Consider the following 19,144-nt stretch of genomic DNA (forward strand, 5'->3'; position numbering starts at 1 on the left):
CTAGATCTCCCCTTCGCCAAAGAGCGCGTAGAACCCATAGAGCGTTCCCGCGACGATGATTCCCACGCAGATGTTCAGAGGCAGGATCAGCCCTCCGCTCAGGATGGCCCCCGGCTCGCCCGTGGGGATTCCCGACTCCAGATGGTTGGCCCCGGTAAAGAAGGCGTATCCCTTCGCCAGCGCGTAGACGAGGAGAGAGCCGCAGCTGGAGAGGGTGAACGTCCGAATCGAGAAGACGTGCCGAATCCGCTCGAATCCCCAGGCGTTCGCGTACAGGATCAGCGCGGTGCTCAGGACCGCGCCGCCCGAAAACCCCCCGCCGGGCGAGAGGTGGCCGTTCACGACGATCGCAGCCCCCAGAAGAAGGATGACGGGTATCGCCAGAGCGGAGACTCCGCGCAGGATGGCGTCGTCCCCATACCTTCCATGGCGGCGCTTTCCGCCCGCACTCGCCGCGTTTTTTTGCCCGGAGGCCGAAAGCAGCATGATGACGCTGATGGCGGCCGTGAAGAGCACCGCCGACTCCCCGAAGGTGTCGAAGGCCCGGTAGTCGAGGATCATGCCTGCGACGATGTTCGTGGCGCCGGTCTCCTCGAGGCCGCGCTCCACGTAGCGTTGGGCCACGACGTTGTTGGCGGGGTTGGAGGGGTTGCCGAACCTCGGTAGCTCGGAGACGGTGAGCAGGAGCAGCCCGACGAGAACGATGCAGGTAAGGACGCTCATGCCCGAGTAGAAACGCGAGAACAGTTGCGGACCGCGGCATTCCATCCACTCGTCGTAGCGCTCCCGGATGCTCCTCTCACAGTGCTTGAGGGTGCGTGCGGGGGCCGTCTCGGAGAATGGGAGCCTGGGAGGGGGCTCGGGAATCATGACCTCGTCTTTCGGGCGCGGTCCGTTTCCCTCAACCCAGTCGAGAAAATGTCTCCAGAATGCTTTCAGGGTATCATTCATCGGAGTGTTCCTCCTCCATCGAAGCGCTTTCCTCGGGCGGACGTTTTTTGCCCAGAATACCCAGACGCTCCAGGGTCAGGAAGAACAGCACGCTCGTGACCCCGGCCCCGACCGCGGCCTCGGTGACCGCGAGGTCCGGAGCCTGCAGAAGGACCCACAGCACCGCCATGACCAGGCTGTAGGCCATGAAGATGATGACGGTGTTCAGCAGGTTGCGCGAGACCGAAACGGCCACGGAGCAGACGACCAGAAAGATCAGCAACAGCCATTCGAGCAGCTCCGCCATGCCCTTCATGTTCATGACTATGTTCATGATTCGGTCCCTCGCTTTCCGGGGTTTGGGCGTGGGGAGGAGCCCACGCAGGGGGCCGTTGGACGGCCGGGGCCGCCGATATCGTCGAGGTCCTCAATATCCAGGATGTCGCAGGTCTCGGCGATATGTGCGTTCGTGGCCACCTCGGCCCGGGCTACGAGATGGCTTGCCACGGGGTTTGCCAGCCACAGGAAGGCGACGACGAGCCCCAGTTTGAGCGAGAACGTGTTCAGCCCACTGAGGACGACCAGGCCGGACAGCACCAGCACGGCCCCCAGGGTGTCGCACTTGGCGGCCACATGGATGCGGTTCAGTACCGTATCGAATCGGAAGATGCCGAGCGTCGCGACGCCCAGAACGAACAGGCCGCTCAGGATCAGGACGGCGGCGATGGCGAGGCGTATCATGAGGATGCCCTCCCGTTTTCAGGCTTTTCCGTTTGGTCCTGCCGGCCGAGGACCGCCCGGGCCAGGACCACGACGGACAGAAAACTGATGATGGCGTAGATGAGACAGATGTCCACGAGATATTGTTCCCCGATGTGAAACGACAGCATGGAGATCAAAACGATGACCTTGGTGCTCACGATGTTGACGGCGATGACGCGGTCGGTGAATCGGGGCCCCAGCACGGCCCGCAACAGGCAGAAAAAGACGGTGACGGACAGAAAAACCGCACCTCCAAGCAGGAGCGCACCTTGAAGCGCTGCAGCGTCAGGCATCGGAAACGGCCTCCTTTATCTTTTCCCTCTTCGTCCCGGCCGTTTCCTCCATGCGGCGCAGATGCCGGACGAAGACGGACTCGTCCACCCCCCGGGCCATATCGCGGTCCAGGGCGTGAATCAGGAGGTCGTTTCCCTCGAGGGAGACGGTGAGGGTGCCGGGGGTCAGGGTGATGGAGTTGGCCAGCGCCACTCGGGCGGCCTCGGACCTGAGGTCGGTGCGAAAACGGACCAGACAGGGCTCCACCTCGATGACGGGGGAGAGGACCAGCCGGATGACCTGCAGGTTGGCCTTGACGATCTCGATGAAAAGGAGGGCGAGATAGAACAATACCCTGGGCAAAAGACGCAGCATCGAGGCGGGGGACACGGGGCGGACGGACAGGAACCTCTGTGAGAACAGATGAAGCGCCGCGGAGACGAGAATACCCAGAGTTACGGTCTCCGTCGTAACCCTTCCGTTCACCGTCAGCCAGAGAATGAAATACACTAAAGCCATAGCTAAACCTCTCCTCTTGGGACCGATTGGAAACCTGTGCGCCGGGTTCGTCCTCCGAACGTTCGTTTTACCCCATCATTTCGCTCCATCGACACCCCATCGAAAAGCACACCTCAATACATACCACAAAAAAGCCGATTTTCCTATGGCAATCGAGGCGGGAGGTCACGAAAGGCGGATTTGTGGTAACGAATGACACCGGACTGAGGGTGCGTCAGGCGGATTCTCCCAGGCGCAGCAGGATGGAAATGGAAAACCTGTTCTCGTCGTGTTGGATATCCATGGTCCCGTGATGGCGTTCGACCACGTCTCTGACGTTGAAGAGCCCCAGGCCGCTGACCCTGCGGTTCTTTTTGAGGGATTCGTACCGTCCTCCGTTCTGTCGTAGTACTCCGTTATAGGTGTTGCTGATGGAGAGGAGCAGGTTGGTCCCCTTGATCCCGCTGCGGACCGAGATCGTGCGTAACGCATCTGCGTCTTCAATCCGCTTGCAGGCCTCGATCGCATTGTCCAGAAGATTGCCCAGGAGGATGCAGAGATCCAGGGTGTCCATGGGAAGGGAGGCGGGCAGGTCGACATGGGCGCTCAGGATGATTCCGTTCGCACGGCTCTCGGCGTACTTGGCGTTGAGGAGGATGTCCGCCACGCTGTTCCTGCAGAACCTGTGATGCCGGGCGGAGACGATCCGGGTATGGAGTTTTTCTGCGTACTCGAGGGCGGCCCCGCTCTCCCCCTTCTCGATCATGGACATGATGTACAGCATATGGTTCTGGATGTCGTGCCGGATGGCCTGAATCTCTCTTTGGTGCGTCTCCATCTGCTCGTAGTAGCGGGACTGCATTTCGAGCTGCTGATGGAGCATCTCGGTTCGGTAGTAATGCGTGTTGATTTGCTGCGCCTTCTCGATGAAGAAAAAGAGAAAGAGCGTGGTGCAGAGCAACAGCAAAGCGGCCTCGACGTAAATGTGGAGGTTGTCGACGGCCGCTCCGTGGTTCCAGAAGAGCCAGAGCACCAGAAGGCTGTTCGCGACCGTGACGATGCAGAGGATAGAGTTGCTCAGCCAGTTGATCCGGCGGTTTTTGACGGACCGCAGCTGGGTGATCACGAAGGATGCGGCCGCTACGAAACAGCAGGACAGAATCTGGTCGAAGTGCCCCATGACCAGTCGAAACGGGATGTCCGGCAGGTAACGCCGCGAGAGGGCCGAGGTGAGCGCTACCGCCAGTACCTTGCAGACGTAGTTGAGGAGCACGAAGGCGAAGGCTGCGGCCCCCCGGACCTGGTTGCTCCCATGATAGAAATGAAAAACGGTGAGCAGGGCAAACGCCATGTACAGGGGGGCCATAGAGAACAGCGGACTTTGGAGAACGTAGGACACGAACTGGAACACGTAGTAGACGACCAGCCCTCCGGCATAGATCACGTCGTGACGTTCGTTGCGGCGCAGAAGCGCCTTGAAGAACATATGGAAGACGTACGTCTCCGCTGCGGAGAGCACTACATAGGCGACCAGATCCTGCAAGCTCATCTCCCTGGCCCGGTGTCAGAGGTTGGCCAGTCCGTGATGCAGCACTGCCGCCTGCGCGGTCTTTCCGTACTGTCGCCCCAAAGGGATCGACTGTCCGGAGTCCAGACGGACGGTCTCCTTGTAAATGCATTCGACGTGGCCCAGGTTGGCCACATAGCTTTTGTGGACGCGTATAAATCCGTGCTTCTCCAGCTTTTCCGCGATTTCTCCGATGCGCCCGGTAAAACTGTGTTGTCCCTTCGACGTGTGCAGCACCACCGTCCGCTTGAAGGACTCGAGGTAGAGGATGGAGTCGTGGGGTACCTTCATGAGGCCGGAACTGCATGTGAACGAGATATAGCGGGACGGGGTTTCCCTGGGCTGGAGCAGGTGTCTGACGTTGTGAAGGAAAAACTGTTTGTCCACGGGTTTGAGCAGGTAACGAGAGGCCTGAACCGTGTATCCCTCCAGGGCGTACTCGGCCGTTCCCGTGACGAAGAGCAGGGGCACGTCGGAATCCAGTTTTCGGATCTCGCGCGCCGTATCCAGGCCATTGATTTTTTCCATGCACATATCCAGGATGACGAGGTGAAATCGCTCGCCGCCCCTATAGGCCTGAAGAAGTTTGTGTCCGCAGGAAAAAGGCACGATCCCCACATTGCTTCCGTCTCGCAGTTCCCTCAAATAGCTCCCGAGCAGTTCCAGATCACAAGCGTTGTCGTCACAAAGCGCAACGTAGTTCACCGAAGTCCCCCCCCTCGATGTCTCTGGCTTGCAGCAGTGCAGCGGAAGTGTTTCCCCTCAAAAATCAGTATATCATTCCTTCGGCGGGGGGTGAGAGGGGCGACGGGCCGGGAGCCCGTAGGTTGGGGACAGTGAAACCGTTGTTTATGACAAATCGTTGGACTTCTTGCGGTGACGTATTTAAATTTATTGTGTTGCAGTCAATCCTGTTGAGGGGAGCGTTGAGAATGTCGCAGACGGAACACGGGTCGGGGATGAAGAAAACCCTGACCAACTGGAACTTCTTCACCATCGGATTCGGGGCCATCATCGGGACGGGATGGGTGCTCCTGGTGGGGGACTGGATGGTCATTGGCGGCGGTCCGGTTGCTGCCATGATCGCCTTCGCCATTGGAGCGGTGTTCCTGTTGCCGATCGGCGCGGTCTTCGGGGAGCTGACGGCGGCCATTCCGATCTCGGGGGGCATCGTCGAGTATGTGGACCGCACCTTCGGGCCCACGATGTCCTACATCACCGGCTGGTTTCTCGCCCTGGGCAACGGGATTCTGTGTCCATGGGAGGCCATCGCCATCTCCACCCTGGTCTCGGACATGTTCGGGGACTTCTTCCCCATCCTGAGGTCCGTCAAGCTCTACACGATCCTCGGGGCGGACGTCTACCTCTTCCCGACGCTCATCGCCCTGCTGTTTGCCGCTTATGTGGTGGCGATGAACCTCAGGGGGGCGTCCTCGGCCGCCCGGCTCCAGGCGTTTTTGGCCAAAGCCCTGCTCTGCGGCATGCTGCTCGCGATGGGCATATCCCTCGTCAAGGGCGGGCCGTCGAACATCCTGCCGATCTTCTCCCAGGTCCAGGGCGCGATGACCCGGACGCGCGTGGCGGACCTCTGGTCGGGGGTCCTGGCCGTCCTCGTCATGACCCCGTTCTTCTACGCCGGGTTCGACACCGTTCCCCAACAGGCCGAGGAGGCCGCCGAGGGGCTGGACTGGAACAAGTTCGGTAAGGTCATCAGCATGGCTCTGCTCGCGTCCGGGGTATTCTACATGGTCTGCATCTACTCGTTCGGTACGATCGTCCCCTGGACCGAGTTCGTGAAGAGCCCCGTTCCGGCGCTCTCATGCCTGCGCAACATCAACCTGTGGCTCTACGTCGCCATGCTCTGCATCGGCACCTTGGGCCCCATGGGGCCGATGAACTCCTTCTTCGGCGCCACGACGCGCATCATGCTGGCCATGGGGCGCAAGGGGCAGCTTCCGGCCTCCTTCGCGAAACTGGATGCGAAGTCGGGGACGCCCAGGACGGCCTGCGTGCTGATGGCGGCCTTCACGCTCATTGGGCCGTTCTTCGGCAAGAAGCTGCTGGTCCCGCTGACGAACGTCTCCGCGCTCTCCTTCATCTTCGCCTGCATGATGGTCAGCCTGGCCTGCCTCAGGATGCGCTTCAGCGAGCCCGACCTCCCCAGGCCCTACAAGGTGCCGGGCGGCAGGCTTGGGATCTTGGGGGCCTGCGTTGCCGGCGGTATCATCGTCCTTCTGATGGTGGTCCCGTACAGCCCCGCGGCGCTCAATGCCGTGGAGTGGGGAATCGTTGCCGGCTGGGTCGTCCTGGGGCTGCTGCTCAGGCTTCTGTCCGGCCGCAGAGCGGTCGCGGACTGAGTTCGTCCGTTTCGATTCTGTTCGTTTCGTTGTGTTCCATGCCGCCTGATCGACGTCGGGCCTTGGGCCTTGTCGAAAGGGCGCTGAGCCCCGGTTTTGGGGCTGTGTAAGGCTTGTGTTGGTGCTTGTGTTTCAAATACTTTTGAGGTTGGGAGGGGATTGTTGTGGCAAAGACGGCGTTTGTAGGGGCGTTGCTGATCAACGGTACGGGAGCCGAGCCTGTAAAGGATTCCCTGGTGCTGGTGAATGATCGCAAGATCGAGTACGCGGGGCCCCGGAAGGAATTCGGGGGGGACTATAAGAAGGTCGATGTATCCGGAAAGACGATCATCCCGGGACTGGTGGACAGCCATCTGCACTTCTCCGGGAACCTCACCGACGACGACAGCGATTGGGTGCTGGAGAACGTAGTCCAGAAGTCGGTTGTGGCGGTGCAGCAGGCGCACGAGTGCCTCGAGCGCGGCCTCACCACGGTGGGCGAGATATCCCGGTCGGGGCTGCAGATTCGGGACATGATCGAGGCGGGCGTCATGACGGGGCCCCGCGTGGTCGGTACCGGCCTGGGATTCTGCCGCACCTGCGGCCACGGCGACAGCCACAAGCTGCCGGCCTATTACAACAACGAGTCTCATCCCTGGGCCGAGCGGGTGGATGGTCCCTGGGACCTGCGCAAGGCCGTCCGCAGGCGTCTGCGCGACAATCCGGACGCGATCAAAATCTGGTCCACGGGCGGCGGCATCTGGCGCTGGGACCAGAAGCTGGATCAGCACTACACGCTTGAGGAGATTCAGGCTGTCGTGGACGAGTGCGCCATGGTGCACATCCCCGTGTGGTCTCACGCCGAGGGTTACGGCGGCGCACTGGACTCCGCCAAGGCGGGAGTGCATCTGATCATCCACGGCCAGACGCTGAACGACGAATGCCTGGATATCATGGCGAAGAAGGGCATCTACTTCTGCCCCACGATCCAGTTCCTGAACGAGTGGTTCAAGACCTACGCTCCGCCCTACATCCCCGAGGTCCACGACAAGTACGAGGGCGCCACGGTGGCGGAGAAGGAGCTCAACCGCGTCTATGCGAACCTCCGCAAGGCCAAGGAAAAGGGCATCGGACTCACGATCGGATCGGACTCGTTCTGCTCCAGCCTCACCCCTTACGGCATCACGGCGCTGGGCGAAATGTACTCCTTCGTCGAGAAGGCGGGAATCTCCGAGATGGACACCCTGATGGCCGCCACCAAGATCGGGGCCGAGATGCTGATGGTCGGGGACGTCACCGGGACGGTGGAGGCCGGCAAGTTCGCCGACCTGCTGGTGCTCTCCGGTAACCCGTTGGAGAACATCCGCAACGTGGCTGTGGAGAAGATGGAGATCATCATGAAGGAAGGAATGTTCGTCAAGGGCGGAAAAGACTAGGGAGGCTTTATGGACTGAATCGGCATTCCCTTGTTTTTCCGGCTCGTTCTCCTCAGTATGAGCCATCTTACTTCCGTTTCGGGAGCCCATACCGCGAGGTTCGCGGCAAATCGATCGACGCCCACCGGCCGGTGGGCGTCGATTTTGTCGATTTTATGGAATGAGAGGAGAGGAGATAAGGAGGGATACGCACGGTGGGATGGGCGCGATGCGCACGCACGGAGTAAGCGCAAAGGAAAAGCGGCGGAAGGACAGTGGGGAGGCCGTGAATGTTGCTTCCGACGATTGCGGAGTTTCCGCGTCGGGAGGTCGGGCCCTCGGCGCTTCCCCTACCGCAGAATCCGCGAGGGATCGGCGAAGCAGTCCAGGCAATAGGGCTGCCCCTCCAGCAGGCGTACCATCGGCTCGGCCGTCCGCTCGCCGCAGCGCGTGCAGACGAGGGAGGGGCTCACGCGGGCCTCGTCCGGGGCGGGGACGGCCACGCGCGTCGCACGGTACAGCTCCTCCGCCGGGCCTCTCAGGTAATGGGTCATCCTCTCCTCCCGCGTCCGCTCGTCGGACCGGGGCGCACACCAATAGAGGCGAAGTCCCTCCGGGGCCCCGCGGCGGTAGAACGTGAAGGCCTGTTTGCCCCGGGGCTTCAGCAGCAGGTTCCCCTTGCCCATGGTGCAGCCCCAGACGGCCTGGATTGCGTCGAGCCCGCAGGCGTCCGTCTCGGCGATGCACACGCCCTCCTCGTCCCCGCACCGTTCGTCGACGCCCAGCAGCGCGGCGGCGTCCACAGCCATCCGGCAGCCCATGGCCAGCCCCGGACAGGCATGTCCGTGGAAGGCCACCGAGGCGTTCCAATAAAAATCGATGTCGTGTCCCATCCCGTCTCATCCGCCCTTTCGAAAGAGTTTCCTCCATCATAACACGAAGCGGCGATGCCCCATGCCTCTTGTCCCTATTGTATATATGCTATACAATTTGGAGCATGAAGATTATCAACGAGGCCAACGAGAACAGGATCAGCTATCGCCTGCTGAACGTCATGTTGAAGCTGGAGGAGGCTCAGGAGCGGCTGCACCGTTACGGGACCGACACGCCCCTTTTTGCAGCGGAGATCCACATGATCAAATGCGTGAAGGAGAACCCGAACCGGCACATGACGGCCCTGGCGGAGGTGCTGGGGGTGACGCGGGGGGCCGTGTCCCAGATCGCGATGAAGCTGGAGGGGAAGGGGATGCTCGTCAAGGAGAGGGACGAGGACAGCAGTCTCCGCCGCATCCTGAGGGTGACGCCCGAGGGCGAGCGTGCCTACCTGTTCCACGAGCGTCTCCACGCGGAGTTCGACCGCTTGGTGGAGGGCCTTCTGGCGGACGCGTCCGAGAGGGACAGGGACTTTCTGCGGGATTTTCTGGGTGCTCTGGACGCTGCCCTGGAGGGGCGGAATGAGGAGGGGCAGAGGGAGGAGCCTCTTCGAGGCAGCGCCCCCTGAGGGGCCCTTCAAGAAAATTGGGAAGGACGCGGTTCGTGGTTCGCTTTTTGTCGCAGGGGACTTGTACCTCCTGGGCGGTTCAAGGAGGTACAAGAGGTTCAATAAGGAGGAGGTCGGCACGATGACGAAGGGTGCACGGGATTTTCGCGGTAAGGGCAGGGCCTTCAGGGGCATATTTGGAGGGGAGAGCTATCGGCGGCTCGCCGCGCTGTTCGGATTTCAGGAGCGGTTTTATCGTCGGGCCGTGGGGGACCTGCAGCTTGGCCCGGGAGGCCGGGCGCTCGATCTGGGGTGTGGTCCCGGTGGCCTGAGCTATGCCCTGGCCGAGAAGAGCCCCGCCGACGCGTCGATCGTGGGGGCCGACATCTCGGACGACCAGCTGGAGTGCGCGCGCCGGGGGGCCGGGGCCTTCGCCTGCGGGCTGGAGTTTCTGAGGGCGTCCATGGACGAGCTTCCCTTTCCCGACGGACACTTCGACCTGGTCATGACCTCTATGGCGCTGCACGAGACGCCCCCCGCGGTTCGGCGTGCCGCCATCACGGAGACGGCGCGCCTGCTGAGGCCGGGCGGGACCTTTTTGTTGGTGGACTGGAGCCGGCCGCGGTTCGGCCTTTGGGGGATCATCTGGTATCCCTTCTGCCGCTGGGGCGAGGGGAACCGGGACAACTGGAACAACGTCTACCCCGAGCTTTGCCGCGAGCGGGGCCTGAAACTGAAGGAGGACGACTACATCAACTCCATATCCCGGCGCCAGGTGTTCGTGAAGGAAGGGTGAGTGGGACGTCTCCGCATAAAAGCGAGTGCAGGGGCGCCGGGAGGTGTGCTATAATCTGAAACGTAAATTGGTGAGAATTCATCAGATTTTGCATAACGCCTCGTCCGTTGGGGGAAGCAGGGTGCAAGTCCCGCGCGGTCCCGCCGCCGTAAAGCCGGAATGCCCGGCGGACGAGAGAGGTATCCTGTCCACGAGCGATGGAGACGGAACAAATGGCGGTATGTCCCCTCGTCCTGTTCCTTCGCGGCGAGGGGTTTTTCGTATCTGCATATCTGCGTGTTTTTGTTGGCTTCGCGCTTTTTACTGAAGGGTGGTGCACCGTGGGTGCGCCGGGTGTCGGTATTGGGACGAGATCATCGAGGAGGATGGGTATCATGAAGTACGGACGTATCGTATCGGCGGCGCTTCTGGCAATGGGGCTCTCGACGGCGGCTTTTGCGCACGAGCTGGTGATGAAGCCTCAGAAAATGGATGTGGAGAAGGGCGGGACGCTTACGGTCGAGATCCATTCGGGGCACAAGTTCATCGTCCCGGAGGAGGTGGAGGACGCCGAGCGCATCAAGGCGGGCGTCTTCAAGGACGGCAAGCTGCAGGAGGCCGAGCTGAAGCCGAACGAAAAAAATCTCTGCATCGACTTTTCGGTGCCGGCGGCGGACGACGGCTCCATGGTTATCCTCGCCAACAAGGATGGCGGCGTCTGGTGCACGACGAACGAGGGCGGCAAGTCCGGGACCCGCAAGGAACTGGAGGCTCAGGGCCTGAAGGTCGTGAAGGCCACCAAGAACGACAAGTTCGTCAAGGCCATCGTCAACGCCTCGAAAGACGACAAGAACTTCGCCGTGGAGACGGGGCAGCCCCTGGAGATCATCCCGGTGACCAACCCCGCGGATGCGAAGGTGGGCGAGTTCTTCGACGTCAAGATCCTGGTGGATGGAAAGCCCTATTCCGGTCCCGTGTGGGCGACGTACGACGGCTTTGCGCCGTACGAGAACACCTACGCCTACGCCTCCGATGCGGTCCAGGGCGTCGCTCATATCAAGATCACGGCGCCGGGGCTCTGGGGCGTGCGCGCCATGAAGAAGGATCTGCCGGGCAAGGAGGGCGAGTACGATTCCGTCACGCGCAAGGCCTTTTTGATCTTTGAAGTGAAGTAATGAAGTGGAGTGAGACGAAAGTGAGTGGGATGCCGGGTCGTCTCAGAATGGCTATGCTTGGGCTGGCGGTTGCCGTCGGCCTGGGCCTTTTTTCGGGAATGGCGTCGGCCCACGGCGTGGGCTACCAGGAGTCCGACCTGCGGCCGGTCGCGCTGGATTTCTTCTACTCCACGGGGGAGCTGATGAGCTACCTCAAGGCCGAGGTCTTTTCCCCGTCCGACGAGAAGATCGCCTATCAGTCCGGTCGGACCGATGCGGGCGGGCGTTTTGCCTTCGTCCCCGACAAGCCGGGGAAGTGGCGGGTCGTCGTCAACGACGACGACGGGCACAGGGCCGAGGCGGAGATCGACGTGACTCAGGAGTTCATGTCGGGGGGGGCGGCGGGCGGAATCGTCCAGGAGAAGAAGGCGGCTCCCGAGGGCCTGGATCTTTACCTCCGGGCCGGGCTGGGTGTCAGCCTGCTCTTCAATATCGCGGCGTTCGTCCTCCTGTTCCGCCGCAGAAGGACGGTGTAGGGTCCATGCACATCAGCGAGGGTATGCTCTCCTCTCAGATGCTGACCGCGGGATGGGCCATCGCCGGGGTCGGAACGGCGATTGGGCTGAAGAAGCTCGACGCCGACAAGATCGTGCGCGTCGCGTTCTTCTCGTCGGCGTTCTTCCTGGCCTCCCTGATCAACGTTCCGATCCCTCCGAGCTCGACCCACCTCTCCCTCATCGCCCCGATGGGGCTGGTCCTGGGATGGTCGGCCTTTCCTGCCGTGATGGTCGCCCTGGTCCTCCAGGCCCTGTTGTTCCAGTTCGGAGGGCTTGTCGTCCTGGGGGTGAACACGGTGGATGTCGCGGTCCCCGCGCTCGCCGCCTATCTGCTGTTCGCCGCCCCGATCCGCAGAAGCAGCGGTAGGGCGGCATTCGTGCTCGCCTTCCTGGCCGGCTTCCTGGCCGTCATGCTCTGTGCCCTGGGGGTGGAGATATTTCTGCGCGGGACGGACACCAACCTGTCGGTCATCGCCAACACCGTCTTCCTCGCCCATATCCCCTTCGCCCTGATCGAGGGGGCCATCACGGCCTTCATGGTCGCCTATATGAAGCGCGCCGCCCCGGACCTTTTGATGGGCGTGGAGCGATAGCGGGGGAATGCAGCTCGATACGAGCGCCCTTCGGGCCGAGGCCACGCCGACGGGGCTGGACCGCTTCGACCCGCGGGGACGTGTGCTCTGCGCCCTTGTTCTGGCCTTTGTCCTGGCCTCCGTGCGGTCGTTTCCGGCCCTGCTCTGCGGCGTGCCGGTCGTACTGGTCCTGTTCTTCCTGGGCGAGCCCGGCCCTCTGGCGAGGGAACTGCTGCACCTGAACGCCGTGGGGGCGTTCATCGCCCTGCTCCTGATGCTGACCTATCCCGGCGAGCGCTTCTGGGGGCCCTTCTCCGCTGCGGGGCTGAGGTTTGCCGGCCTCATTCTGCTCAAACTGAACCTGATCTCGGTCCTGCTGAGCCGGATGGTTCTCTCGCTGGGCGTGGGGAGGGTGGACGGCGTTCTGGCCCGCCTGAGGGTCCCCGAGAAACTGCGGATCCTGCTGCTGCTCTCCACGCGCTGCATCTTCATCCTGGCGGAGCGGGCGGGGACGATGGTGCGGGCTGTGCAGCTTCGGGGGCCCGACTTAAAGGGGATCCCGATGTGCAGGACCTTCGCCTGCATGCTCGGGACGACGCTGGTGCACGGCTCGGAGCGCTCGGAGCGGATGATGCTCGCGATCCGGTGCCGCGGGGGAATGGCGGGGTTCTGCCAGGGCCGGCCTCTGTGCTGGCAGGGGCGGGACGTCCTGTTCTGCCTGCTGTTTGCTCTGAACGTCGCGGTCATCCTGTCGTTTTCCCTCGTCTGGAGGCCCTGAGGATGAGTCGGGAGATGAATCGGGATTCAACGGGCGCGGACGCGGTCCGCAGCGCGTCGTCCCCGGCGGCGCCGGAGACGGTCGCTTCCGCCGGAGCGCCTCTCGAGGTCTGCGGCCTTTGCTACGCCTACCCCGACGGACATCGTGCCCTGAACGGCGTCTCCTTCACGCTGGGAAGGGGGGAGAAGCTCGCGCTGGTGGGGCCCAACGGCTCGGGCAAGTCCACCCTCATGCTCCATCTGGCGGGCTGCATCGCCGCGCAGACGGGGACGGTGTCGCTGGAGGGCGTTCCCGTCGGGAAGGACCTGAAGCGTCTGCGCGAGGCCGTCGGTCTGATCTTTCAGGACCCCGACGACCAGCTTTTCATGCCGCAGGTCGTAGAGGACGTGGCCTTCGGGCCGGTTGCGCACGGGGTACCCGCCGAGGAGGCCCATGCGAGGGCCCGGGAGGTGTTGGAGTCCCTGAACGTCGGACATCTGGCCGAGCGGCCGCCTCACCGCCTCTCGGGCGGGGAGAAGCGCATGGCGGCTCTGGCGGGAATCCTGGTCATGCGGCCGGAGATCGTGGTGCTGGACGAACCCTCCGCGGCCCTGGACCCGAGGGCCCGCCGCCGGGTGATCGAGGTGCTTCGGGAGCTGGATAAGCCCCTCATCCTGGCGACCCACGACCTCGACATGGCCCTGGACGTGTGCGGCCGGGCCGTCGTGCTGTTCGACGGGCGCGTCGCCGCGGATGGGGACCTCGAGACGATACTCGGGGACGAGGCGCTGCTTCGGCAAAACGGACTCGAGCTGCCCCTGCGCTGTTCCCGCTGAGCCCCCGCAACGTCGGGGAGATGAGTGGATAACCCTACGAAGCGCCCGCCCCTTCATTCGAGGGGCGGGCGCTCTTGTTTTTTGGCTTATCCTTCCTGCTCCTTGCCGCGCCAGAACACCCGCAAGGGCGATCCCGTGAAGTTCTCCAGGGCGCGGAGCTCCTTTTTGACGTGGTTTTCGAAGGCCGTGTCCACGATGCCGGGGTCGTTGACGAAGAAGACGAAGGTGGGCGGCTCCACCCCGGACTGGAGGCAGTAGTAGATCCTGAGCGCCTTGCCCCTTCTGCCGGAGGGGAGGCGGTCGAAGGCCAGAACGTCGCGCATCAGTCGGTTCAGGGCGTTGGTCGGGATGCGCCGCCGGCGGTTCTCGAACACGTTGACGGCGGCCTGGGCGATCTTGCCGACGCCCCGCCCGTTCAGGGCGGAGGTGAAGAGGATCGGCGCCCAGGTCAGGAAGGGCAGGTCCTCGCGTATCCGTTTCGTCATCGTATCCCCGGGACGATCCCGGGAGGAGACGAGGTCCCATTTGTTCAGGATCAGGATCAGCCCCTTGCCCTTCTCCACCGCGTGCGCGGCGGCCTTCTTGTCCATATCCGTGCAGGGGTCGGAGGCGTCCATCAGCAGCAGCGCGACGTCGGAACGGTCCACGGCAGCCAGGGTCCGCACGAAGGAGTAATATTCGAGGGCGCTGTCCATGCGGCCCCTCCGGCGCAGGCCCGCGGTGTCGATCAGCCGGAACCTCCGGCCATCCATGACGACGGAGGTATCGACGGGGTCGCGCGTCGTCCCCGCCAGAGGGCTCACCAGCGAACGCTCGGCCCCCGCCAAGCGGTTCAGCAGGCTGGACTTGCCCACGTTGGGCTTCCCCACGATGGAGAGGCGGATCTCGTCCTCGTCCCGGGGCCCTTCCGCCTCCTCCGGCAGCAGGCCGGCAAGCAGGTCCAGCAGGTCCTCCAGGTTGCGCTTGTGGAGGGCGCTGACCCCCACCACGTGCTCGAACCCCAGGGAGAAGGCGTCCATGACGTGCACCTCGTGCTTGAGGTCGTCCATCTTGTTGACGGCGACCACGACGGGCTTTCGGCTGCGGCGCAGCAGGTGCGCCACGCTCTCGTCGGCCGCGGTGATCCCCACGTGTCCGTCGACGACCATCAGGAGAATGTCGCACTCCGATATGGCCTCGTTGACATGGGCCTCGATCCCCGCGCTGAAGGCGCTTTCCTCGCCGAGGATGCCCCCCGTGTCCACGACGTAAAAGGATTTGCCGCGCCACTCCGCCGAACCGTAGATGCGGTCCCGGGTGACGCCGGGCGTGTCGTCGACGATGGCCTCCCGGCGTCCGATCAGGCGGTTGAACAGGGAGGACTTGCCGACGTTGGGACGGCCTATTATGGCGATGAGGGCCATGTCACGAGTCCTGCATGTAGTCGCTCAAGTCCTTGCTCTTGAGGCCGGAGCCCAGGGCGAGGGCGAGGCGGATGCGGGCCTGGAGGGGCGAGAGGCCGCCGCCGCTGAGCAGCCCCATCTCCAGGAGGTGCGCGGCGCTGCCCTCGAAGTCGGTATAGGCCTGAATGCAGCCGGCGGGACAGCGGGAGGTCAGGACCACGGGGATGTCGGTGCGGAGGATTTTTCGGAGGAGCGGGACCCAGGATGGGGGAACCTCCCCGTTGCCGAACCCGGCGACGACAAGCCCCTCCACCTCCTCGATGCGCTTGTCCAGCAGGGCGTTCAGGATGACGTCCCCTCCGCCCAGCGAGGCGTCGACGATCTCGATGACGCGCGCGGGTACGGTTTCGACGTCCAGGACCTTGCCGCGTCTGGGGGACCTCAGGGGGATCAGGTCCCCCGAGGGCTCCGAAAAGATGCTCAGCGGGCCGCTGGGGAAGGAGAGGAAGCCGGAGCGGCTGGAGTTGGAGAAGTGGATGAAATCGGCGGCCGTGTAGAGCGCGTCCTGGACGCAGACGATGGCCCCCTGTCCCCAACAGGTCTCGGAGAGGGCCGCCTGAACGGATTGGGCGAGGTGCAGGGCGGTCTCGCTGCCGGGCACCCCCGCGTTGAAGATGGATGCCGTGAAGACGAGGGGCTGCGGAAAGCTCCAGACGAGGTCCGCGAAGTAGGCCAGCTCCGTCAGGGCCTGCGTGCCGCAGGTTACGACGACGCCCTTCGCCCCCTCCTTGACCTGGGAGGCGGCCAGCTGGACGAGATCGCTGCACATCCGCAGCGTATAGTGCGAGAGCGGCTGAAAGCTCCACTCCTGCGGCGCAATCTCCTCGTGAAGCTCCTCCGGGAGAAACGTCTTCAGTTCCTCCCACTTCAGCGGAATTCTTTCCCTGGCGCTTTCCTTCCTGCGATGGGCGATCTGCCCCCCGGCCAGGATGAGCGCTATCTTGTCTCGGTTTTGCATGATGCCTGTCTTTCCTCTCTGCCGGGCGGATGGCCCGGTTTCGTGCGGGGGTGGAGCGGGGTCAGTACCCCAGGCTTTCCCCCACCATGATGACGTGTGTCCTTCTCCCCATGGTCGGGCGCTCCAGAATCAGGAGCGCCCGGCAGACGCGGGACGGAGAATCGCAGTCGACGCAATGGCCCGTCCGGATGCAGGGTGTGTTCCCGTTCAGCCGAAGGACGTTGGGAGGCGTCGCGGTCCGGGCGCGGTTTATGGCCTCCTCCAGCGAGCCCGCAACCTTGTTGACCCCGATGACGAAGATCAGGACATTGCGCCCCCAGGCCATGGCGCTGACCCGGTTCCCGTTGCCGTCGATATTCACGATCATCCCGTCCCGGGTGACCGCGTTGGCGCTGGTGAGGAAGTAGTCCGCGCAGTACTCGTCCATCAGTGTCTGCATCCGCTCCTCCGGGGTGAGTCTCGGGTTCCAGTGGTGGCGGATCGTGCAGCCCCGCTCGGCGAGCTTTTCCATGGCCCCGATCTCCCGGATGGTCACCGTGCCCGGGACGCCGACGACGGCGCCCTCCGGAATCAGCTTCAGCACCTCCGCCAGGGCGTCCTCCTTCGTAGGAGCAAAAACGGCCTCGTAGCCCTTCTTGCTCAATGCCCTGGTCACCGTACTCGCCAAGGCCTCGTGAGCTTCAATTCTGGCGGCCTCGAACGGATTTGACGCCAGCCTTGTCATTTGCCGTCCCCCCTCGGTGTCGTTTGGGCCCAGCCCCCCTCGGACCGGTATGCGCCCTTGTCTCGATCGGTGTTTTACTGTTTTTCGACGGATTTCTTCCTGCGCCTCGCCGGGGAGGCCGATGCAGGCTTCTCCTTTTTTTTCGGCTTCTGGTTCAACTCGTCGATCTTCGCTCCGATGGTCACGCTGTCGGGGAGAAGCTTTTGAGCGTCCTGCAGAAGCTTCAGGGCCTCGGCATCGTTCCCCTTGCCCTGATGAACGCCCACGAGCCCCAGCCACGGCCGTTCGTCGTCGCTTTTGATCGACAGGGCCTGATTGAAGTGGGACAGGGCGTCGTCATAGCGTTTCAGGTTCAGGGCCACGGCCCCCACCTCGAGGTGCTTCTCGTATTCCCGATCCGGCCCTCGCGTCGAGACGGGTTGATCGACGACCAGCCCTGCGACGCGTTTCACGGCATCGAGGGCCTCCTGGGAGGAGGGACGGAGCTCCAGGGCGTGGCGATAGGCGTTCAAGGCCTCGGCCGGCCTGTTCCGCTCCTCGAGCAGGCGTCCCAGTGCGAAGTGCGTATCATAGCGGGTCGGATCCAGGTTCGAGGACTGGACCAGGTGTTCTATCGCCTTGTCCGGGGCCCTCTTCTGGGCATAAAGGCGGCCGATCTCGTAGAGCGCCTGGGCCCGATCGGGCTTATCCTCCTCGGGGATCTGGTCGAGGTAAAGGCGCCACGCCGTCAGGGCCTGGTCCGGCTGGCCCGCCCTCACGGAGGAGCGCGCCAGCCCCAACAGGAACTCCCGGGAATCGGGGTAGCGATCGAACCCCCGCTGATAGGAGGCCATGGCCTCGTCATAGCGCCCCTCGTCGTAGAGGGTTTGGGCCTCCTGGGCGATGGCGCTCTGAGAATTGTTCTGGATATGGCGGTACAGGGCGAAGGTCGTCCCCAGCACCAGGATCGCGACGGTACAGAGCAGGGCAAGCCTCATCCGGCGCTGCGGGACCTGCCCGGGACTCGAGGACTCCACCGCCGCCCTCCTCGTATGAGTGACGCGGCGCAGGTGCGCGGCATGGTCGGCTTCACGGCCCTCGGGCTCCGGGGCGGCGTCCGTCTCCTCATTGGGAGGAGACGGCTCCGAGGGGACCGTCCTATCCTCGGGGGCTTCCCGGGATGGAGCATCGGTCGATATGTCCCCGCCGATCTCCTCGGGAGGCCCATCCTCCCCGTCGTTCGTCGGAAGAATCGCTTCGTCCATTTTTTCCTCTTCCTTTTTTTCTTTTTTCCCCTCCTGAAACGCGAGGTCCTCCGTGAGGGGGGAGCTCTCCCGTTCCTCTCGCTCCGGAGTGACGGCGAGCTTGTCCGGCTCGGGGCGAACCACCTCCTCCGAGGGGATGAGCGGAGGTTCGGCAGGCCCCTGAGAATGGGATGGAGAAGAAGATGACGAGGAGGCGGGATCCCCTTCCCGGATGTCGGAAGGCGAGGCTTCCTCCTGGGGAAACTCGGGCGAATCGTCGAATTCGGCAGCAGGCTTCCCCTCGGCCGCCGGAGAGGCTTCGTCGGCCTGAAGCGCCGTGGAGTCCTCGGGAACGGGCCTGAAGGACGCTTCGGAGGACGCTGCAAGACGAACGACCGGCAGGCCGGAGTACTTTCCGGACGCCTCCAGCCTCTTCAGTTTGTCGGTGTTCCCCTTCAGCCATTCTTCCAGATCTTGTCTCAAAACGTCTCACCTCGATCCAAGTTTATCAACATATTTCGGAGTTGGCAACAACAATAGGAGAGTCTTTCGGCAGCCGCTCGCTTCGCTCCCATGGCTTTGACTGCGGGGGCGGAAGCCCCCGCACCGCAATTCAGATCGGCGTAACGGCGATTGATACCTGGTGATGGATTCTGTCCATTGCCCTGTTTGCGGCTTGGGCCTTCGAAGTTTGGGGTATTCTGAAACGAGGGCATGGTCGCTCCCGTCTGTGGAGGAACAATGTTGAACTGCGATGGCGAGATCTGCCTGATCTGCGACGATTTCCAGTTCATCCGGAAGGTCCTCCCCCTTCCCTGTGGAAGGTCCTCGTCGATCACGACGGCGACGGGCTCGTGATTCGGCCCCGACGCCATCATGGCGAAG

General features: G+C 63.2%; 21 protein-coding genes and 1 riboswitch. Of the genes, 9 read left to right on the forward strand and 12 right to left on the reverse strand.

Annotation, left to right across the window (positions count from 1 at the left end; translation table 11 throughout):
• The 7 genes from mbhE to ABLA28_RS00095 form a co-directional block, all read right to left on the reverse strand.
• Positions 1-951 carry a hydrogen gas-evolving membrane-bound hydrogenase subunit E gene (gene mbhE, locus ABLA28_RS00065; protein WP_347712001.1) on the reverse strand — a complete coding sequence of 317 codons (951 nt, stop codon included), beginning with the start codon at positions 949-951 and terminating at the stop codon, positions 1-3.
• On the reverse strand, positions 944-1,264 hold the full coding sequence (locus ABLA28_RS00070) for a hydrogenase subunit MbhD domain-containing protein (RefSeq protein ID WP_347712002.1): 321 nt from the start codon (positions 1,262-1,264) through the stop codon (positions 944-946). Before ABLA28_RS00070 ends, mbhE begins: the two co-directional genes overlap by 8 nt.
• Positions 1,261-1,671: a monovalent cation/H(+) antiporter subunit G gene (locus ABLA28_RS00075; protein ID WP_347712003.1), complete on the reverse strand. Its 411-nt coding sequence runs from the start codon at positions 1,669-1,671 to the stop codon at positions 1,261-1,263. Before ABLA28_RS00075 ends, ABLA28_RS00070 begins: the two co-directional genes overlap by 4 nt.
• Entirely contained in the window at positions 1,668-1,985 is a 318-nt protein-coding gene (locus ABLA28_RS00080; RefSeq protein WP_314718401.1) for a monovalent cation/H+ antiporter complex subunit F, read from the reverse strand. Before ABLA28_RS00080 ends, ABLA28_RS00075 begins: the two co-directional genes overlap by 4 nt.
• Positions 1,978-2,484 (reverse strand): Na+/H+ antiporter subunit E, encoded by a 507-nt coding sequence (locus tag ABLA28_RS00085; RefSeq protein WP_314718403.1) that lies wholly within the window; start codon positions 2,482-2,484, stop codon positions 1,978-1,980. The genes ABLA28_RS00080 and ABLA28_RS00085 overlap by 8 nt, the downstream gene beginning before the upstream one ends.
• Positions 2,485-2,698: 214 nt before the next feature.
• Positions 2,699-4,006 (reverse strand): GHKL domain-containing protein, encoded by a 1,308-nt coding sequence (locus ABLA28_RS00090; RefSeq protein ID WP_347712004.1) that lies wholly within the window; start codon positions 4,004-4,006, stop codon positions 2,699-2,701.
• 21 nt (positions 4,007-4,027) lie between these two features.
• Positions 4,028-4,735, reverse strand: coding sequence for a LytTR family DNA-binding domain-containing protein (locus ABLA28_RS00095; protein ID WP_347712005.1), 708 nt, complete (start codon positions 4,733-4,735; stop codon positions 4,028-4,030).
• A gap of 227 nt (positions 4,736-4,962) precedes the next feature.
• Between ABLA28_RS00095 and ABLA28_RS00100 the strand changes: the two genes are divergently transcribed.
• Both ABLA28_RS00100 and ABLA28_RS00105 read left to right on the forward strand, forming a co-directional pair.
• On the forward strand, positions 4,963-6,387 hold the full coding sequence (locus tag ABLA28_RS00100; protein WP_347712006.1) for an APC family permease: 1,425 nt from the start codon (positions 4,963-4,965) through the stop codon (positions 6,385-6,387).
• A gap of 164 nt (positions 6,388-6,551) precedes the next feature.
• Positions 6,552-7,802 (forward strand): amidohydrolase family protein, encoded by a 1,251-nt coding sequence (locus ABLA28_RS00105; protein WP_347712007.1) that lies wholly within the window; start codon positions 6,552-6,554, stop codon positions 7,800-7,802.
• A gap of 329 nt (positions 7,803-8,131) precedes the next feature.
• On the opposite strand, the gene ABLA28_RS00110 is transcribed toward ABLA28_RS00105, so the two are convergent.
• The gene (locus tag ABLA28_RS00110; protein WP_347712008.1) at positions 8,132-8,674 is read right to left on the reverse strand and encodes an FmdE family protein; all 543 of its coding nucleotides are present in this window, start codon (positions 8,672-8,674) and stop codon (positions 8,132-8,134) included.
• Positions 8,675-8,778: 104 nt separating this feature from the next.
• Between ABLA28_RS00110 and ABLA28_RS00115 the strand changes: the two genes are divergently transcribed.
• The 7 genes from ABLA28_RS00115 (at position 8,779) to ABLA28_RS00145 (ending at position 13,912) form a co-directional block, all read left to right on the forward strand.
• Positions 8,779-9,282 (forward strand): MarR family transcriptional regulator, encoded by a 504-nt coding sequence (locus tag ABLA28_RS00115; protein WP_347712009.1) that lies wholly within the window; start codon positions 8,779-8,781, stop codon positions 9,280-9,282.
• 121 nt (positions 9,283-9,403) lie between these two features.
• Positions 9,404-10,057, forward strand: a complete 654-nt coding sequence (locus ABLA28_RS00120) for a class I SAM-dependent methyltransferase (protein ID WP_347712010.1) — start codon at positions 9,404-9,406, stop codon at positions 10,055-10,057.
• A 62-nt stretch (positions 10,058-10,119) separates the two neighbouring features.
• A riboswitch (cobalamin riboswitch) is annotated at positions 10,120-10,243 on the forward strand.
• Between the two features lie 188 nt (positions 10,244-10,431).
• Positions 10,432-11,211, forward strand: coding sequence for a DUF4198 domain-containing protein (locus tag ABLA28_RS00125; RefSeq protein WP_299298161.1), 780 nt, complete (start codon positions 10,432-10,434; stop codon positions 11,209-11,211).
• A gap of 47 nt (positions 11,212-11,258) precedes the next feature.
• Complete coding sequence (locus ABLA28_RS00130; protein WP_347712011.1) at positions 11,259-11,726, forward strand: hypothetical protein; 468 nt, start codon at positions 11,259-11,261, stop codon at positions 11,724-11,726.
• 5 nt (positions 11,727-11,731) lie between these two features.
• A complete protein-coding gene (cbiM, locus tag ABLA28_RS00135) occupies positions 11,732-12,340 on the forward strand; it encodes a cobalt transporter CbiM (protein ID WP_299298163.1) in 609 nt (202 codons plus the stop codon).
• A gap of 7 nt (positions 12,341-12,347) precedes the next feature.
• Positions 12,348-13,097, forward strand: a complete 750-nt coding sequence (locus ABLA28_RS00140) for an energy-coupling factor transporter transmembrane component T (protein WP_299298164.1) — start codon at positions 12,348-12,350, stop codon at positions 13,095-13,097.
• A 2-nt stretch (positions 13,098-13,099) separates the two neighbouring features.
• Positions 13,100-13,912 (forward strand): energy-coupling factor ABC transporter ATP-binding protein, encoded by an 813-nt coding sequence (locus ABLA28_RS00145; protein WP_299298166.1) that lies wholly within the window; start codon positions 13,100-13,102, stop codon positions 13,910-13,912.
• An 86-nt stretch (positions 13,913-13,998) separates the two neighbouring features.
• On the opposite strand, the gene der is transcribed toward ABLA28_RS00145, so the two are convergent.
• From der to ABLA28_RS00165, 4 genes are all read right to left on the reverse strand, one after another.
• Positions 13,999-15,315 carry a ribosome biogenesis GTPase Der gene (gene der, locus ABLA28_RS00150; protein WP_347712012.1) on the reverse strand — a complete coding sequence of 439 codons (1,317 nt, stop codon included), beginning with the start codon at positions 15,313-15,315 and terminating at the stop codon, positions 13,999-14,001.
• A 1-nt stretch (position 15,316) separates the two neighbouring features.
• The gene (locus ABLA28_RS00155) at positions 15,317-16,312 is read right to left on the reverse strand and encodes an asparaginase domain-containing protein (RefSeq protein WP_347712013.1); all 996 of its coding nucleotides are present in this window, start codon (positions 16,310-16,312) and stop codon (positions 15,317-15,319) included.
• Positions 16,313-16,373: 61 nt separating this feature from the next.
• Entirely contained in the window at positions 16,374-17,036 is a 663-nt protein-coding gene (locus ABLA28_RS00160; protein ID WP_347712014.1) for a lactate utilization protein, read from the reverse strand.
• Between the two features lie 74 nt (positions 17,037-17,110).
• On the reverse strand, positions 17,111-18,742 hold the full coding sequence (locus ABLA28_RS00165) for a tetratricopeptide repeat protein (RefSeq protein WP_347712015.1): 1,632 nt from the start codon (positions 18,740-18,742) through the stop codon (positions 17,111-17,113).
• Positions 18,743-19,144 lie beyond the last annotated feature (402 nt).

Origin of the sequence: uncultured Fretibacterium sp. (genome assembly GCF_963544685.1) — a bacterium.
Taxonomy (GTDB): domain Bacteria; phylum Synergistota; class Synergistia; order Synergistales; family Aminobacteriaceae; genus CAJPSE01.

What these genes read in the sequence shown, in the direction of transcription:
- ABLA28_RS00100 (WP_347712006.1), top strand. Translation starts at nt 4,963, where the DNA reads ATGTCGCAGACGGAACACGGGTCGGGGATGAAGAAAACCCTGACCAAC.
- ABLA28_RS00125 (WP_299298161.1), top strand. Translation starts at nt 10,432, where the DNA reads ATGAAGTACGGACGTATCGTATCGGCGGCGCTTCTGGCAATGGGGCTC.
- ABLA28_RS00120 (WP_347712010.1), top strand. Translation starts at nt 9,404, where the DNA reads ATGACGAAGGGTGCACGGGATTTTCGCGGTAAGGGCAGGGCCTTCAGG.
- ABLA28_RS00115 (WP_347712009.1), top strand. Translation starts at nt 8,779, where the DNA reads ATGAAGATTATCAACGAGGCCAACGAGAACAGGATCAGCTATCGCCTG.
- mbhE (WP_347712001.1), bottom strand. Translation starts at nt 951, where the DNA reads ATGAATGATACCCTGAAAGCATTCTGGAGACATTTTCTCGACTGGGTT.
- ABLA28_RS00075 (WP_347712003.1), bottom strand. Translation starts at nt 1,671, where the DNA reads ATGATACGCCTCGCCATCGCCGCCGTCCTGATCCTGAGCGGCCTGTTC.
- ABLA28_RS00140 (WP_299298164.1), top strand. Translation starts at nt 12,348, where the DNA reads ATGCAGCTCGATACGAGCGCCCTTCGGGCCGAGGCCACGCCGACGGGG.
- ABLA28_RS00110 (WP_347712008.1), bottom strand. Translation starts at nt 8,674, where the DNA reads ATGGGACACGACATCGATTTTTATTGGAACGCCTCGGTGGCCTTCCAC.
- ABLA28_RS00080 (WP_314718401.1), bottom strand. Translation starts at nt 1,985, where the DNA reads ATGCCTGACGCTGCAGCGCTTCAAGGTGCGCTCCTGCTTGGAGGTGCG.
- ABLA28_RS00130 (WP_347712011.1), top strand. Translation starts at nt 11,259, where the DNA reads ATGGCTATGCTTGGGCTGGCGGTTGCCGTCGGCCTGGGCCTTTTTTCG.
- ABLA28_RS00070 (WP_347712002.1), bottom strand. Translation starts at nt 1,264, where the DNA reads ATGAACATAGTCATGAACATGAAGGGCATGGCGGAGCTGCTCGAATGG.
- ABLA28_RS00160 (WP_347712014.1), bottom strand. Translation starts at nt 17,036, where the DNA reads ATGACAAGGCTGGCGTCAAATCCGTTCGAGGCCGCCAGAATTGAAGCT.
- ABLA28_RS00145 (WP_299298166.1), top strand. Translation starts at nt 13,100, where the DNA reads ATGAGTCGGGAGATGAATCGGGATTCAACGGGCGCGGACGCGGTCCGC.
- der (WP_347712012.1), bottom strand. Translation starts at nt 15,315, where the DNA reads ATGGCCCTCATCGCCATAATAGGCCGTCCCAACGTCGGCAAGTCCTCC.
- cbiM (WP_299298163.1), top strand. Translation starts at nt 11,732, where the DNA reads ATGCACATCAGCGAGGGTATGCTCTCCTCTCAGATGCTGACCGCGGGA.
- ABLA28_RS00085 (WP_314718403.1), bottom strand. Translation starts at nt 2,484, where the DNA reads ATGGCTTTAGTGTATTTCATTCTCTGGCTGACGGTGAACGGAAGGGTT.
- ABLA28_RS00155 (WP_347712013.1), bottom strand. Translation starts at nt 16,312, where the DNA reads ATGCAAAACCGAGACAAGATAGCGCTCATCCTGGCCGGGGGGCAGATC.